The sequence below is a fragment of the Pseudomonas sp. E315 genome, assembly GCF_055406205.1.
Genome location: NZ_JBUZPJ010000001.1, coordinates 65,577 through 80,778 on the forward strand (window position 1 = coordinate 65,577; position 15,202 = coordinate 80,778).

General features: G+C 57.1%; 15 protein-coding genes. All 15 read left to right on the top strand.

The genetic code is table 11. The features are described 5' to 3' along the window. Positions 1-74 precede the first annotated feature (74 nt). The 15 genes from fliD (at position 75) to ACZRJQ_RS00390 (ending at position 15,185) form a co-directional block, all read left to right on the top strand. Positions 75-1,442: a flagellar filament capping protein FliD gene (gene fliD / locus ACZRJQ_RS00320; RefSeq protein WP_463976440.1), complete on the top strand. Its 1,368-nt coding sequence runs from the start codon at positions 75-77 to the stop codon at positions 1,440-1,442. Between the two features lie 128 nt (positions 1,443-1,570). Beyond that, positions 1,571-1,960 (top strand): flagellar export chaperone FliS, encoded by a 390-nt coding sequence (fliS, locus tag ACZRJQ_RS00325; protein WP_463976441.1) that lies wholly within the window; start codon positions 1,571-1,573, stop codon positions 1,958-1,960. 24 nt (positions 1,961-1,984) lie between these two features. Further along, positions 1,985-2,278 carry a flagellar protein FliT gene (fliT, locus tag ACZRJQ_RS00330; protein WP_463976442.1) on the top strand — a complete coding sequence of 98 codons (294 nt, stop codon included), beginning with the start codon at positions 1,985-1,987 and terminating at the stop codon, positions 2,276-2,278. 178 nt (positions 2,279-2,456) lie between these two features. Further along, complete coding sequence (locus ACZRJQ_RS00335) at positions 2,457-3,932, top strand: sigma-54 dependent transcriptional regulator (RefSeq protein ID WP_463976443.1); 1,476 nt, start codon at positions 2,457-2,459, stop codon at positions 3,930-3,932. 160 nt (positions 3,933-4,092) lie between these two features. Next, complete coding sequence (locus ACZRJQ_RS00340; RefSeq protein WP_463976966.1) at positions 4,093-5,277, top strand: sensor histidine kinase; 1,185 nt, start codon at positions 4,093-4,095, stop codon at positions 5,275-5,277. A 5-nt stretch (positions 5,278-5,282) separates the two neighbouring features. Further along, positions 5,283-6,668: a sigma-54-dependent transcriptional regulator gene (locus tag ACZRJQ_RS00345; RefSeq protein WP_463976967.1), complete on the top strand. Its 1,386-nt coding sequence runs from the start codon at positions 5,283-5,285 to the stop codon at positions 6,666-6,668. Between the two features lie 224 nt (positions 6,669-6,892). After that, entirely contained in the window at positions 6,893-7,222 is a 330-nt protein-coding gene (gene fliE, locus ACZRJQ_RS00350) for a flagellar hook-basal body complex protein FliE (RefSeq protein ID WP_463976444.1), read from the top strand. Positions 7,223-7,236: 14 nt separating this feature from the next. After that, complete coding sequence (fliF, locus tag ACZRJQ_RS00355; RefSeq protein ID WP_463976445.1) at positions 7,237-9,021, top strand: flagellar basal-body MS-ring/collar protein FliF; 1,785 nt, start codon at positions 7,237-7,239, stop codon at positions 9,019-9,021. Beyond that, entirely contained in the window at positions 9,014-10,036 is a 1,023-nt protein-coding gene (fliG, locus tag ACZRJQ_RS00360; RefSeq protein WP_463976446.1) for a flagellar motor switch protein FliG, read from the top strand. Before fliF ends, fliG begins: the two co-directional genes overlap by 8 nt. After that, positions 10,037-10,804 (top strand): flagellar assembly protein FliH, encoded by a 768-nt coding sequence (fliH, locus tag ACZRJQ_RS00365; RefSeq protein ID WP_463976447.1) that lies wholly within the window; start codon positions 10,037-10,039, stop codon positions 10,802-10,804. It abuts the gene before it with no gap. After that, positions 10,794-12,152 carry a flagellar protein export ATPase FliI gene (gene fliI / locus ACZRJQ_RS00370; RefSeq protein ID WP_463976448.1) on the top strand — a complete coding sequence of 453 codons (1,359 nt, stop codon included), beginning with the start codon at positions 10,794-10,796 and terminating at the stop codon, positions 12,150-12,152. The genes fliH and fliI overlap by 11 nt, the downstream gene beginning before the upstream one ends. A gap of 6 nt (positions 12,153-12,158) precedes the next feature. Next, a complete protein-coding gene (fliJ, locus tag ACZRJQ_RS00375; protein WP_463976449.1) occupies positions 12,159-12,611 on the top strand; it encodes a flagellar export protein FliJ in 453 nt (150 codons plus the stop codon). A 162-nt stretch (positions 12,612-12,773) separates the two neighbouring features. Next, on the top strand, positions 12,774-13,079 hold the full coding sequence (locus tag ACZRJQ_RS00380; RefSeq protein ID WP_463976450.1) for an STAS domain-containing protein: 306 nt from the start codon (positions 12,774-12,776) through the stop codon (positions 13,077-13,079). An 8-nt stretch (positions 13,080-13,087) separates the two neighbouring features. Next, positions 13,088-14,791 (top strand): ATP-binding SpoIIE family protein phosphatase, encoded by a 1,704-nt coding sequence (locus tag ACZRJQ_RS00385; protein ID WP_463976451.1) that lies wholly within the window; start codon positions 13,088-13,090, stop codon positions 14,789-14,791. 31 nt (positions 14,792-14,822) lie between these two features. Continuing rightward, positions 14,823-15,185, top strand: a complete 363-nt coding sequence (locus ACZRJQ_RS00390; RefSeq protein WP_463976452.1) for an Hpt domain-containing protein — start codon at positions 14,823-14,825, stop codon at positions 15,183-15,185. Positions 15,186-15,202: the final 17 nt, after the last annotated feature.

A 15,202-nucleotide genomic window follows, 5' to 3' on the forward strand; every position in this document is an offset into this window, starting at 1 on the left:
ATGAATTTTGTTGTTGTTTGTCGATACGGCGCAGTTAGCCAATAAAACGGCAGCCAACGAAAAGGAGATAAAAGATGGCCAGTTCTACGATAAGCGGCGTCGGCTCGGGTATTGATACCCAGTCCATCGTTAAAGCGTTGGTTGAAGCTGAAAAAGCTCCCAAACAGGCTCAGATCACCAAGCAGCAAACCACCACCACCATTCAGTTGTCTGCTTTGGGTACGGTGAAAAGCTCGCTGGACGCTTATCGCACGGCCATCGCCAAGCTAAAAGATGCGTCGAGCTTTAGTGGGATGGCAGGGTCGACCTCGGATGACAAAAAGTCCAAGGTCACCATTGACGCGACTGCCTCCACGGGCAAATACGATTTGGTCGTAGAGCAGTTGGCCACCGCTTCAAAGATCAGCAGCCCGGTGTTTGCCGATGGCGCCAAGTCTGTGGTCAACCCGACGGATGACGCTACCACGCTCACCATCTCTCAGTCGGGTGTTGATTACGATGTGAATGTACCCGCCGGCGCAACCATGAAGGAAATGCGCGAAGCGATCAACACGCAACTGCAAGGCAAAGGCATCAGTGCCAACGTGCTGACGGATGCTTCGGGTTCGCGACTGGTACTGACCTCGTCGGTGATGGGCGAGGGGACTGAGATCACCATGACGGGTGATTCTGAGCTGGCCAAAGGGGTCACCACGTTGGTGCCGCCGCAAAATGCGAAGTTCACCATCGACGGCCTAGAGATGGAGTCAAAGAGCAATAAGGTTGACTCTGCCATCAGTGGCGTGACGATTGAGCTTTTAGTGGGTGATAAGGCTGCTTCCACCATTACTGTGGGCGCCAACACCGACACGCTGAAAACCTCGGTACAGGCCTTTGTCACGGCGTATAACGCCCTGATGACCTCAATTAACACGCAGACCAAAGTGACGGCCACCGGCGATACGGCGACCACTACGGCTGGCGCGTTGACTGGCGATGCGTCCATGCGTCAGTTGGTGTCGAGCTTGCGTAACGAACTGCTCAACAGCAGTGGCTCGAATGCAGCCATTGGCTTGGCGCAGATGGGGGTCAGCACTGACTCCAAAACCGGTCTGTTGAGCCTTGATGATAAGGCCTGGACCAAGGCCGTGGCTTTGCCAAACGGTGCATCCAATATTGCCAAGGTGTTCACGGGTGATACGGGTTTGATCGCGCGGATGACCAAAACCACCGAGCCTTATGTCGGCACCACCGGCACATTGGCCCAGCGCACCACTGATCTCAATACCAAGTTGACCGATCTGACTACTCAGCAAGCCGAGTTGGATCGTCGTATCGAGAGTTTGCAGGCATCGCTGTCAGCCAAGTACAACGCAATGGATACGCTAGTGGCTCAACTGAACGCCACCAGCTCAAGCGTTTTGACGACTCTGAACTCGCTGAACAATCCTAAGTCAGACTAACGCCCGATGAAATTCCGGCTTCTCACGCGTCAATGTGAAGCCGGGGAGCGTTAAAGTTTTTTGCGACACAGTCGACATAACAGCCAGGTGCATTTACTTTCGACTGCCACCCGTTACGAGGTAGAAACATGAACCCGATGCGCGCCCTTCGTCAGTACCAGAAGGTCAATTCCCACGCTCAAATCTCCGAAGCCAGCCCGCATCGCTTGATTCAGATGTTGATGGAAGGTGGCCTGGAGCGCATGGCTCAAGCCAAAGGTGCAATGGCCCGTGGCGATATTGCGCAAAAAGCGCTGCTGATCACCAAGACCATCGACATCATCACAGGCCTGCGTGCCGGGCTGCGTGAAGAAAACACCGATGACAAAGAGGCGCTGCGTCAGTTGGACAGCCTCTACGAATACATGACCAAGCAATTGACCTTGGCCAACGTCAAAAACGACCCCGAGCTCATCGACGAAGTTGCCCGCCTGATGATCACCGTCAAAAGTGGCTGGGACGCTATCGCGCCAGAATAATGCTGAAGGTCTGAGGAGTGCGTCATGAGCCAACTGCAACGAATTCAAGAAACCCGCGATGCGCTGATTGACGCCTTGGCTGCGCGCAATTGGGACGCTATTGGCGAGCTGGACACTGCGTGCCGCCACTGCGTTGAAAATGTGCTGTCTGAGACGCCGGTGGACGAGGGTGTGCTGCGCGAAAATCTTGAGGGGTTGCTGGTGGTCTATCGCATGCTGTTGGATGCCGCGATGATAGAGCGACAGTCAGTTGTGGATCAGATGGCGCAGATCAACCAAGCAAAAAATGCTTCAAAGGTTTACCATCTGTTCGGCTAAGACGTAAAAAACATGTGGATAAGCAGTTTTAAGCGCCATAAATTTGACTGTGTATGTTTTTTTGACTTAACTAGTGCTGTTTTCTGATTTCAGTCGTCTTAGATATCCAAACGGGGTCAGGGCGTCTAGCTTGCCTCTCCATCCAGGGCATTGAGTTGACTAGGGAAGTTGCTATTGCATGTGGCGTGAAACCAAAATTCTGCTGATCGATGACGATAGCGTCCGCCGCCGCGATTTAGCGGTGATTTTAAATTTTCTCGGTGAAGAAAATTTAACCAGCGCTAGCCACGATTGGCAGCAGGCTGTCGACACATTGTCCTCCAGTCGCGAAGTGCTCTGCGTGCTGATCGGGGCTGTCAGCATCACTGGCGGTCTTGCGAGCTTGCTTAAGACACTGGCTGCTTGGGATGAGTTCCTTCCCGTATTGCACTTAGGCGATATTTCTTCGGTCGAACTGCCTGACGACTTGCGTCGCCGCGTGTTGTCCAGCCTTGAAATGCCCCCCAGCTACAGCAAACTGCTTGATTCCTTGCACCGTGCTCAGGTCTATCGCGAGATGTACGATCAGGCCCGTGAGCGCGGCCGTCATCGTGAGCCCAACCTGTTCCGCAGTTTGGTCGGCACCAGCCGCGCGATTCAACACGTTCGTCAGATGATGCAGCAAGTGGCCGACACCGACGCCAGTGTGTTGATCTTGGGTGAGTCGGGCACCGGCAAGGAAGTGGTCGCACGTAACCTGCATTACCATTCCAAGCGCCGCGATGCACCGTTTGTGCCCGTGAACTGTGGGGCTATACCGGCAGAGCTGCTCGAAAGCGAGTTGTTCGGTCATGAGAAGGGCGCCTTCACTGGCGCAATTACCAGCCGGGCCGGGCGCTTTGAGTTGGCCAATGGCGGCACGTTGTTCCTCGACGAAATCGGTGACATGCCGCTGCCGATGCAAGTCAAGTTGCTGCGTGTGTTGCAGGAGCGCACCTTCGAGCGCGTGGGCAGTAACAAGACCCAATGCGCTGACGTGCGCATCATTGCCGCCACCCACAAAAACCTCGAAAGCATGATTGAAGTCGGCGCTTTCCGCGAAGACTTGTACTACCGCCTCAACGTGTTCCCCATTGAAATGGCCCCTTTGCGTGAGCGAGTGGAAGACATTCCGCTGCTGATGAACGAGCTGATTTCGCGCATGGAGCACGAAAAACGCGGCTCCATTCGTTTCAACTCTGCGGCCATCATGTCGCTGTGCCGTCATGGCTGGCCGGGTAACGTGCGTGAGCTGGCCAACTTGGTGGAGCGCATGGCGATCATGCACCCGTATGGGGTGATCGGTGTGGCGGAGCTGCCGAAAAAATTCCGCTATGTCGATGACGAAGACGAGCAGATGGTCGATAGCCTGCGCAGCGACATGGAAGAGCGCGTGGCCATCAATAACAGCGTGCCGGACTTCACTAACACAGCGATGCTGCCGCCCGAAGGGCTAGACCTCAAAGACTACCTCGGTGGGCTGGAGCAAGGGCTGATTCAACAAGCCCTGGACGACGCCAATGGCATCGTTGCGCGCGCCGCAGAGCGCCTGCGAATTCGTCGCACCACCTTGGTTGAAAAGATGCGCAAGTACGGCATGAGCCGTCGCGAAGGTGAAGAACAGGCGGATGATTGACGCCTGTTTTTTAATGCGTTGATTTTTAAGCTATTTTTTTTAGGCACGGGTATTGCTAAGTCTCTGCTAACGAACCGTTTAATGACGGTCAGCCAAGCGAGAGAGCACCATGCCCCAAGCCGCCCAACCTTCAGTCGTCCCTGATCTCGCAGGGAATGCCATGTCTTTGGCTGCGCAGCCTGCCAACCCGGTAGAGCAGGCCAGCCGTGAAGGGCTTGAGCAGGCGTTCTCGCTGTTCAATCAAATGTCGACCCAACTAACCGATTCTTACAGCCTGCTTGAAGCTCGTGTTACTGAGCTTAAGGGTGAGTTGGCTGTGGTCAGCGCGCAGCGCATGGCTGAGCTGGCAGAAAAAGAACGGTTGGCCAATCGCTTGCAAAACCTGCTCGACTTGCTGCCTGGCGGGGTCATCGTGATTGATGATCGCGGGCGTGTTCATGAGGCCAATCCAGCGGCCATTGAGTTGCTGGGCCTGCCGTTGGTGGGTGAGCTGTGGCGGCAGGTGATCGCTCGTTGTTTTGCCCCACGCGAAGACGATGGTCACGAAGTCTCCCTCAAAGACGGTCGCCGCTTGTCCATTGCCACGCGTTCGCTGGACGCTGAGCCGGGGCAATTGGTGCTGCTTAATGACCTGACAGAAACCCGTCGCCTGCAAGATCAGTTGGCCCGCCATGAGCGCTTGTCGTCTCTAGGGCGGATGGTCGCCTCGTTGGCGCATCAAATTCGCACGCCGTTGTCAGCGGCGCTGATTTACGCCAGCCACCTTACCGATCAGGTGCTGCCCGTCGAAACCCAGCAGCGTTTTGCCGGGCGCTTGAAAGAGCGGCTGCATGAGCTTGAGCATCAAGTTCGCGACATGCTGGTGTTCGCACGAGGCGAACTGCCCTTGACCGATCGCATCTCGCCCAAGCAACTGATGCAGGCGCTGCAAGCGGCGGCCCAGCCCCACGTTGAAGGGGTGGCAATGCGCTGGCAGTGCGACATTCACGAGGGGGAGGTGTTGTGCAATCGCGACACATTGGTCGGAGCGCTGCTCAACTTGATCGAAAATGCACTGCAAGCGAGCACGCCGCAGGTACGGTTAAAAGTGCATGTGTATGCGCGTGATAACACCTTGCGTCTGGCGGTGAGTGACAACGGCAGTGGCATCGAGCCGCACGTGCTTAGGCGTTTGGGTGAGCCCTTTTTTACCACCAAGGCGACGGGCACCGGGCTCGGGCTGGCTGTGGTCAAGGCCGTGGTGCGGGCGCATCAAGGCGAGCTGCAATTACATTCGCGACTGGGGCGTGGTACCTGCGCCTTGCTCAGCTTGCCGCTGATTCCGGGCGCGGCGGAGGTCAACTGATGGTGATGCGAATTAAAGTGCTGTTGGTCGAGGATGATCGCGCTCTGCGTGAAGCCTTGGCGGACACGCTGCTACTGGCGGGGCATGGTTTTCGTGCGGTGTCGTGTGCCGAAGAAGCACTGGAGGCCGTGGCGGCCGAGCCGTTCAGTCTGGTCATCAGCGATGTGAATATGCCAGGCATGGATGGCCATCAACTGTTGGCACTGTTGCGCGCTCGTCAGCCGCAGTTGCCTGTATTGCTGATGACTGCCCACGGGGCGGTGGAGCGCGCAGTTGATGCCATGCGCCAAGGTGCGGCAGATTATCTGGTCAAGCCGTTTGAGCCTCAAGCGTTGCTTGATTTGGTGAAGCGTCATGCGTTGGGTTGTCTGGGTGTGGCAGAGGCCGAAGGCCCGGTGGCGCTAGAGCCTGCCAGCACTCAGTTGCTGGAATTGGCAGCACGGGTCGCACGCAGTGACTCCACTGTATTGATCTCTGGCGAGTCGGGCACGGGTAAAGAGGTGTTGGCGCGTTACATTCACCAGCACTCCAATCGAGTGGATCAGCCATTTGTGGCGATTAACTGTGCCGCGATCCCGGACAACATGCTCGAAGCCACGCTATTTGGTCACGAAAAAGGCTCGTTTACCGGTGCGATTGCAGCGCAAGCAGGCAAGTTTGAGCAGGCCGATGGCGGGACGATTCTGCTGGATGAAATCTCAGAAATGCCGTTGGGCTTGCAGGCCAAATTGCTGCGGGTGCTGCAAGAGCGTGAAGTTGAGCGCGTGGGCGGGCGCAAGCCAATTGAGCTGGATATTCGCGTGGTGGCCACCACTAACCGAGATTTGGCGGGGGAAGTGGCGGCGGGGCGCTTTCGTGAGGATTTGTACTACCGGCTTTCTGTGTTCCCGTTGGCCTGGAGCCCATTGCGTGAGCGTACTGCGGACATTCTGCCCTTGGCTGAGCGCCTGCTGGCCAAGCACATCAGCAAGATGAAGCACACGGCCGTGCGCTTCTCGACGGATGCCAAGGCCTGTCTGGTTGGCTATGCGTGGCCTGGCAACGTGCGTGAGCTGGACAATGCGGTTCAGCGTGCGTTGATCCTGCAACAAGGCGGCTTGATCGAAGCGGCAGATTTTTGTCTGGCGGGGCCTGTGGCCTGTGCGCCGTTACCGGCGTTGGTGGCCGCCGAGTCTTTGACGGTCGAGGTGCCAGAGTCGGCGGGCGGACTGGGCGATGACCTGCGTCGGCGTGAATTCCAGATGATCATCGACACCTTGCGTGCCGAACGAGGCCGGCGCAAAGAAGCTGCCGAGCGGCTTGGCATCAGCCCGCGCACCTTGCGTTACAAGTTGGCGCAAATGCGCGATGCCGGAATGGACGTCGAAGCCTACCTGTTTGCCGCCACTTGATGCTTTAGCGGTCTGTGGGAGCTGCCCAAGGCTGCGAGCTGTTGACCATTAAAGGCTGCACGCTACGACGGTGTTTTTCAGCCGAGACCTGAAATTCGTCCGTCGACGACCCTTTGAAACGTTTTTTGTTCCAGATCAACAAATAGCTGGCACCGTTGTTGCTAACACCACTGTAGACGTTGAGTTAGCGTCAAAAAATTGCGGGCCGTCGGAGACCATAGTCCATGAGCCAAGGTATTGAATTTAATCGACTGATGTTGGACATGCGGGCCATGCAAATGGACGCTATGGCTCAGCCGAAGTTGGCGGTGCAAGAGCCACAGGCAGGCGCTCCAAGCTTTTCCGATATGCTCGGCAACGCGATCAATAAGGTCAGCGATACCCAGCAAGCTTCGACCCAGTTGTCGAATGCGTTTGAAATCGGCAAAAGCGGTGTTGATCTGACTGACGTGATGGTTGCATCGCAGAAAGCCAGTGTTTCTTTTCAAGCGTTGACCCAAGTGCGCAACAAGTTGGTTCAGGCGTACCAAGACATCATGCAGATGCCGGTTTAAGGACGTATTAGGTCATGGCAGAAGCAGTCGCAGATAACGTCCCGGCTAAGGCAGGCACGGCAGAGGGCAAGCCGCCACTGTTCGGTTTGTCCTTTCTGGAAAACCTTTCCGAGATGACCATGCTGCGTCAGGTCGGCCTGATGGTCGGTCTGGCAGCCAGCGTGGCGATTGGTTTTGCCGTGGTCCTGTGGTCGCAGCAACCCGATTACCGGCCGCTCTATGGCAGCCTGGCCGGCATGGACGCCAAACAGGTCATGGAAACCCTGGCCACCGCAGACATCCCCTACACCGTTGAGCCGAACTCAGGCGCTTTGCTGGTCAAGGCCGATGATGTCGCACGTGCACGCCTTAAACTGGCCGCTGCTGGCGTCACCCCCACGGACGGCAATATCGGTTTTGAAATCCTCGATAAAGACCAAGGGCTGGGCACTAGCCAGTTCATGGAAGCCACGCGCTATCGCCGTGGCCTAGAAGGCGAGCTGGCCCGCACCATTTCCAGCCTCAACAACGTCAAGGGCGCTCGCGTTCATCTGGCCATTCCAAAAAGCTCGGTGTTTGTGCGTGATGAGCGCAAGCCGAGTGCATCGGTGTTGGTTGAGCTGTACTCAGGTCGTTCGCTGGAGCCGGGGCAGGTGCTGGCCATTGTCAATTTGGTGGCCACCAGTGTTCCTGAGCTGAGCAAATCGCAGATCACCGTTGTCGACCAAAAAGGCAACTTGCTGTCAGATCAGGCCGAAAACTCCGAACTGACTATGGCAGGCAAGCAGTTTGATTACAGCCGTCGCATGGAAAGCATGCTGACCCAGCGCGTCCATAATATTTTGCAGCCGGTGCTGGGCAATGACCGCTACAAGGCTGAAGTGTCGGCTGACGTGGATTTCAGCGCAGTTGAGTCAACGTCTGAACAGTTCAACCCGGATCAGCCAGCACTGCGCAGTGAACAGTCCACCAACGAACAACGCACGGCCAGCAATGGCCCGCAAGGTGTACCGGGTGCGTTGAGCAATCAGCCGCCAAGCCCTGCGTCGGCCCCTCAGCAAACCGGTCAAGCCACCGCCTCTGCTGGCATGGTTCAACCGGGCCAGCCGCTGTTGGATGCCAACGGTCAGCAAATCATGGATCCGGCCACTGGCCAGCCAATGCTGGCACCGTATCCGGCGGACAAGCGTTCGCAATCGACCAAAAACTTTGAGCTGGACCGCTCCATCAGCCACACCAAGCAGCAGCAGGGTAAAGTCAATCGCTTGTCGGTTGCGGTGGTAGTAGACGATCAGGTCAAGATCGACCCGGCCAATGGTGAGGTCACTCGCGAGCCGTGGAGCACCGATCAATTGGCGCGCTTTACACGCCTGGTGCAAGACGCCGTGGGCTTTGATGCCAGCCGTGGTGACAGCGTCAGCGTCATTAACGTGCCGTTCTCGGCCGAGCGCGGCGAAGTCATCACTGAAATTCCGTTCTATTCGCAGCCTTGGTTCTGGGATGTGGTCAAGCAAGTAATGGGCGTGTTGTTCATCCTTGTGCTGGTGTTTGGCGTGTTGCGCCCTGTGCTCAACAACATCACTGGTAATGGTCGCAGCAAAGAGCTCGCAGGTTTGGGTAGCGATGCTGAGCTGGGTGGTATTGGTCTGGATGGCGAGCTGTCCAACGACCGTGTCAGCCTGGGCGGCCCGCAAAGCATTCTGTTGCCGAGCCCAAGCGAAGGCTATGACGCTCAGTTGAACGCAATCAAGAGTCTGGTAGCAGAAGACCCGGGCCGAGTGGCTCAGGTCGTGAAAGAGTGGATCAACACCGATGAGTGACAACCGAGCTGCCATTAATGCCAAGCTGACCCGAGTCGACAAAGCGGCGATCTTGCTGCTGTCCCTCGGTGAAACCGATGCGGCCCAGGTTCTGCGGCACATGGGGCCTAAAGAAGTACAGCGCGTGGGTGTGGCAATGGCGCAAATGCGCAACGTCCATCGCGAGCAGGTTGAGCAGGTGATGAGCGAGTTCGTCGAAATTGTCGGCGATCAAACCAGTCTGGGCGTTGGCTCTGATGGCTATATCCGCAAGATGCTGACTCAAGCCCTGGGCGAAGACAAAGCCAACGGCCTGATTGACCGCATTCTGTTGGGTGGCAACACCAGCGGCCTCGACAGCCTGAAGTGGATGGAACCACGGGCTGTGGCTGACGTCATTCGCTTTGAGCACCCGCAAATTCAAGCCATCGTGGTGGCTTACCTTGACCCCGATCAGGCGGGCGAAGTGTTGGGGCACTTTGACCACAAGGCGCGGTTGGACATCATTCTGCGTGTCTCCTCGCTCAATACCGTGCAGCCCGCGGCGCTCAAAGAGCTGAACCAAATTCTTGAGAAGCAGTTCTCGGGCAACTCCAACGCAGCGCGCACCACCTTGGGTGGTATCAAGCGTGCGGCCGACATCATGAACTTCCTCGACAGCTCAATCGAAGGCCAGTTGATGGACTCGATTCGCGAAGTCGACGAAGACCTGTCGGGCCAGATCGAAGACCTTATGTTCGTCTTCAACAATTTGGCAGACGTGGACGACCGTGGCATTCAAGCGCTGTTGCGCGAGGTGTCTTCGGACGTATTGGTGTTGGCGCTCAAGGGCTCGGACGACGGCGTCCAGGAAAAAATCTTCAAGAACATGTCCAAGCGTGCTTCCGAATTGCTGCGTGACGACCTTGAGGCCAAAGGCCCGGTACGCGTCAGCGATGTTGAAACAGCGCAGAAAGAAATCCTCACCATTGCCCGCCGTATGGCCGAAGCCGGAGAAATCGTTCTCGGCGGGAAGGGCGGCGAAGAGATGATCTAAGTGAGCAACGGTGAGTCGCCCAGTGATGTGATCCGCGCCCGGGATGTGGGCGGTTTTGACGTGTGGTCGCTACCAAGCTTCGACCCCTACCGCGAAGAGCCCGAACCCGAGCCTGAGCCGGTCGAAGAGTTACCGGCCGAAAGCGAAGAAGTGCCGCTGGAAGAAGTCCAGCCACTGACCCTTGAAGAAGTTGAGGGCATCCGTCAGGAGGCCTACAACGAAGGCTTTGCCATCGGCGAAAAAGAAGGTTTTCACAGCACGCAACTCAAGGTGCGCCAAGAGGCCGAAGTGGCCTTGAACGCCAAAGTCAGCAGCCTTGAACGCCTAATGAGCAGCCTGTTAGCGCCGCTTGCCGAGCAGGACGTGCAGCTTGAAAAAGCTATGGTGGGCTTGGTTGAACACATGACTCGATTGGTGATTCAGCGCGAACTCAAAACCGACTCCACGCACATCGAGCAGGTGCTGCGCGAGAGCTTGAAGTTGCTGCCGATGGGGGCTGAGAACATTCGTTTGTTCGTCAACCCGCAAGACTTCGACCAGATCAAGGCGCTGCGCGAGCGTCACGATGAAACGTGGCGCATTCTCGAAGATGACACGTTGCAACCGGGTGGTTGCCGTGTTGAAACCGAACACAGTCGTATCGACGCCAGCATCGAAACGCGGATCAAACAGGCCATGAGTCAACTGTTTGACCAGCTCCACGAGCAGGCGCTGCACCCGGCTGCGCCGGATATCGACATCGACTTGGACAAGCCCGATGCGCCTTAAGCGCACCAGCTTTGCCAAACGCCTGAGTAGCTATGCGCCGTCGGTGTCATTGCCCGCTCAGCCGATTGTTGAAGGCCGCTTGTTGCGCATGGTGGGCCTGACCCTTGAGGCTGAGGGCTTGCGCGCGGCTATGGGCAGCCGCTGCTTGGTGATCAACGATGATAGTTTTCACCCGGTAGAAGTCGAAGCCGAGGTTATGGGCTTTTCGGGTAACAAGATTTTCTTGATGCCTGTGGGCAGCGTCGCCGGGATCGCGCCGGGGGCCCGCGTGGTGCCGTTGGCCGATACGGGTCGCTTGCCGATGGGCATGAGCATGCTGGGGCGAGTACTGGATGGTGCGGGCCGGGCGTTGGACGGCAAAGGCGGGATGAAAGCCGAAGATTGGGTGCCTATGGACGGCCCGACCATCAACCCGCTTAAGCGCAACCCAATCAGCGAGCCGCTGGACGTGGGCATTCGTAGCATCAACGGTTTATTGACGGTAGGGCGCGGTCAGCGTTTGGGGCTATTTGCCGGTACGGGTGTGGGTAAGAGTGTGCTGCTGGGCATGATGACCCGTTTTACTGAGGCCGACATCGTTGTGGTCGGGTTGATCGGTGAGCGGGGTCGTGAGGTGAAGGAATTCATTGAGCACATTTTGGGTGAGGAAGGCCTCAAGCGTTCAGTGGTGGTGGCGTCGCCTGCCGATGACGCGCCCCTGATGCGCTTGCGCGCCGCCATGTACTGCACCCGTATTGCCGAATACTTTCGCGACAAAGGCAAAAATGTCCTGTTGCTGATGGACTCCCTGACCCGTTTCGCTCAGGCCCAGCGAGAAATTGCCTTGGCCATCGGTGAGCCACCTGCCACCAAAGGCTATCCACCTTCGGTATTCGCCAAATTGCCAAAGCTGGTGGAGCGGGCGGGTAATGCCGAAGCGGGCGGGGGCTCAATCACGGCGTTCTATACCGTGCTGTCTGAGGGCGATGATCAGCAAGACCCGATTGCTGACTCCGCGCGGGGCGTGCTCGACGGGCACATTGTGCTGTCGCGGCGTTTGGCCGAAGAGGGCCACTACCCAGCTATCGACATCGAAGCCTCCATCAGTCGAGTCATGCCCTCGGTGGTTAGCGAAGAACACATGCGTCGGGCGCAACAGTTCAAACAACTGTGGTCGCGCTACCAGCAGGCGCGAGACTTGATCAGCGTCGGCGCCTATGTGCCCGGTGGTGATCGTGAAACCGACACCGCCATTGCCTTGCAACCCGCGATGGTGGGTTACTTGCGCCAAGGCTTGAACGACAAGATCAGCCTGGCCGAAAGTGGCGGGCATCTGGGCACTATCTTCGCCCCAGCAGCGGGCGGCTAACCTCCAATGGCCAGCGGTGGAAGAGCGGCGCGCCTTGCGCCCGTGGTGGACATGGCCGAAAAAGCCGAGAAAGCCGCCGCCCAGCGCTTGGGGCACTTTCAGGGTCAGGTCAACCTGGCCAACAGCAAGTTGGGCGACCTTGAAAGCTTTCGGGCCGAATACCAGTCGCAATGGGTTGATCGCGGCAGTCAGGGGGTTTCCGGGCAATGGTTGCGCAGCTACCAATACTTTCTCAATCAGCTTGAAACAGCGGTGTCGCAACAGCGCCAAAGTCTGGTTTGGCATGAGAATAACCTCAACAAAGCCCGTGAGACTTGGCAGCAGACGTACGCGCGAGTCGAAGGGTTGCGCAAGCTGGTGCAGCGCTATGCCGATGAAGCGCGTCAGCTCGAAGACAAACGCGAGCAAAAATTGATGGATGAGCTCTCCCAGCGCCTGCCCCGCAAAGACGCTTACTGACCTCGCCTTGCATACCTTGGTAGCCGTTGTTGCAGTCGACATCCGGCGGCAGTGCCTTTGCAAAATCAGATGACTCGATCTGGCCGTTAACCCCAAGCGCAGAGTTGGCAGCAGCGTCTATAGTTCTCGGCACAACCTGAACTCTGGCAAGGGAGTACCCACATGGCAGTGACTTCTCACGTCTCGACAGATGGAACCAAGCTGACAATTGCGATCGACGGCCGGTTCGATTTTGCCAAGCATCAGGATTTTCGAAAGGCTTACGAGGGCGTTAACCATAAGCCGTCCTCTGTGGTGATCGACCTCAAACGCACCACCTACGTCGACAGTTCGGCCTTGGGCATGTTGCTGTTGCTGCGCGATCACGAGGGGGGTGATGACGCTGATATTAGAGTGGTCAACACCAATGCGGATGTGCGCAAGATTCTCGCCATTTCCAACTTCGATAAGCTGTTTGATATCAGTTGAGTACTCACATGCCGCTGGTTCAGGGCTTGACGGTGCTTATTGCCGAAGACAGCGCCGCTGACCGCTTGTTACTGTCGACCATTGTTCGGCGCCAAGGACACGAGGTATTGCTGGCCAGTAATGGCGCCGAAGCGGTGGCGCTATTTTTGACTCAGCGCCCGCAGTTGGTGCTCATGGACGCGATCATGCCGGTCATGGACGGCTTTGAAGCCACGCGCCAGATCAAGGCGTTGTCCGGCGATGAGTTGGTGCCAGTCATTTTTCTGACGGCTCTTAATCAGGCCGATGCGCTCGCCCGCAGTCTGGAGGCGGGTGGCGATGACGTCTTGAGCAAACCCTATAACTCAGTGGTGTTGGCGGCCAAAATCACGGTTATGGATCGTTTACGACGCCTGCACCAAACCGTCTTGCAGCAGCGCGATTTGATTGCCAGTCACAACGAGTACTTGCTCAACGAGCAGCGGGTGGCTCGGGCGGTATTCGACAAAGTGGCGCACTCCGGTTGCTTGAGTGCGTCGAACATCCGCTACCTGCAATCGCCTTATGCTTTGTTTAATGGCGACTTGTTGCTGGCTGCGTACACCCCGACTGGCGACACCCATCTGTTGCTGGCTGACTTCACGGGGCATGGCTTGCCCGCCGCCATTGGTGCCATGCCCTTGGCAGAAGTGTTTTACAGCATGACTGCCAAAGGCTACGGGCTGGCGCAACTGTTGCGCGAAATGAACGCCAAACTCAAACGCATCTTGCCAGTTGATATGTTTTGCTGCGCCACGCTGCTGTGTGTCAGTGCGCAACGAAGGATTGTCGAAGTCTGGAATGGCGGCATGCCTGATGGCTACCTGCAATCAATGGCGACAGGGGGCATTATTGCGTTGCCATCGCGGCACCTGCCGCTGGGCGTGCTGCGGGCCGAGGCGTTCGACGATGCCACAGACGTGTTGCCGATGGCGCCCGGCGATCACCTGTTTTTACTCTCGGACGGAGTGATTGATACCTGTGGCCCTGATGAACAGCTATTTGGCGTGGAGCGTTTGCAGCGGGTGATAGCGGCCAATCGTGCGCCTGAACACTTGATTGACGACGTTGAGCAGGCGTTACGCGATTTTCAGGGGCGCGCACGGGATGACATCAGCATGGTGCAGATCACCGCACAGCTTGCGCAGCACTTGGGTTTGCCTGCCATGTTGTATTCCGACAGTGGGCAATGCTGCCCTCTGGACTGGTCGGCCAGCTTTGAATTTCGAGCCCCGACCCTGCAACGGTTCAACCCGTTGCCATATTTATTGCAGCTATTGATGGAAGTTCACGGCCTGCGCACACAAGGCTCGGTCATCCATACCGTCTTGGCGGAGCTGTACGGCAATGCTCTGGAGCACGGCGTTTTGGGGCTGGACTCGCGCCTCAAGCGCGACGCCGAAGGTTTTGCGCGTTATTACCGGTGCCGCGAAGAGCGCTTGGCTACACTGCAAACAGGTTATGTGCGGGTGTTCTTGCAGATAGAGCCGATGCGTGGCGGTGGTCGCCTTGAAATACAGGTGCAAGACAGTGGTGACGGGTTTGATGTGTCACGGGTACTGGCCCGGCCTCTGGACATGGATCGTTTGTCAGGGCGTGGGGTCAGTTTGATACGCCAACTGTGCCCGTCTGCCCGCTGGTCAGACGATGGTCGAAGCGCATACGTAGAGTTTTCATGGGAGGCTCTGGCATAATCCGCCCCATTCTTGGTCAAGGAGTGAACAAGTGTCCAACGTACATATGGATCACAAGGTCCTGAATGAGCTGCAAGAGGTGATGGAGGGTGAATTTCCAGTGCTGCTGGATATCTTCCTCTCTGACTCTGATCAGCGGCTCGATCAACTGCATCAAGCAACCGACCCGCGTGACGTGACCGTGGTCGCTCACAGCTTCAAGGGCAGCAGCAGTAACATGGGTGCCATTCGTTTGGCGCACTTGTGCGGCCAGCTTGAAGAGCGTGCCCTTAAAAAGCAGCTGTCTGACATCAAGGAACTGGTGATCAAAATCGATCATGAGTACCAAATGGTGCGACAACTGTATTGGGCAGAGCGCCAGCGTTTTCCGTTGCACAGCCCCCTAAACAATTGATTCGGGCCGAACTGGCC

Excerpts from the sequence above, each read along its gene's own strand:
- fliD (WP_463976440.1), top strand. The coding sequence starts at position 75 with ATGGCCAGTTCTACGATAAGCGGCGTCGGCTCGGGTATTGATACCCAG.
- fliS (WP_463976441.1), top strand. The coding sequence starts at position 1,571 with ATGAACCCGATGCGCGCCCTTCGTCAGTACCAGAAGGTCAATTCCCAC.
- fliT (WP_463976442.1), top strand. The coding sequence starts at position 1,985 with ATGAGCCAACTGCAACGAATTCAAGAAACCCGCGATGCGCTGATTGAC.
- ACZRJQ_RS00335 (WP_463976443.1), top strand. The coding sequence starts at position 2,457 with ATGTGGCGTGAAACCAAAATTCTGCTGATCGATGACGATAGCGTCCGC.
- ACZRJQ_RS00340 (WP_463976966.1), top strand. The coding sequence starts at position 4,093 with ATGTCTTTGGCTGCGCAGCCTGCCAACCCGGTAGAGCAGGCCAGCCGT.
- ACZRJQ_RS00345 (WP_463976967.1), top strand. The coding sequence starts at position 5,283 with ATGCGAATTAAAGTGCTGTTGGTCGAGGATGATCGCGCTCTGCGTGAA.
- fliE (WP_463976444.1), top strand. The coding sequence starts at position 6,893 with ATGAGCCAAGGTATTGAATTTAATCGACTGATGTTGGACATGCGGGCC.
- fliF (WP_463976445.1), top strand. The coding sequence starts at position 7,237 with ATGGCAGAAGCAGTCGCAGATAACGTCCCGGCTAAGGCAGGCACGGCA.
- fliG (WP_463976446.1), top strand. The coding sequence starts at position 9,014 with ATGAGTGACAACCGAGCTGCCATTAATGCCAAGCTGACCCGAGTCGAC.
- fliI (WP_463976448.1), top strand. The coding sequence starts at position 10,794 with ATGCGCCTTAAGCGCACCAGCTTTGCCAAACGCCTGAGTAGCTATGCG.
- fliJ (WP_463976449.1), top strand. The coding sequence starts at position 12,159 with ATGGCCAGCGGTGGAAGAGCGGCGCGCCTTGCGCCCGTGGTGGACATG.
- ACZRJQ_RS00380 (WP_463976450.1), top strand. The coding sequence starts at position 12,774 with ATGGCAGTGACTTCTCACGTCTCGACAGATGGAACCAAGCTGACAATT.
- ACZRJQ_RS00385 (WP_463976451.1), top strand. The coding sequence starts at position 13,088 with ATGCCGCTGGTTCAGGGCTTGACGGTGCTTATTGCCGAAGACAGCGCC.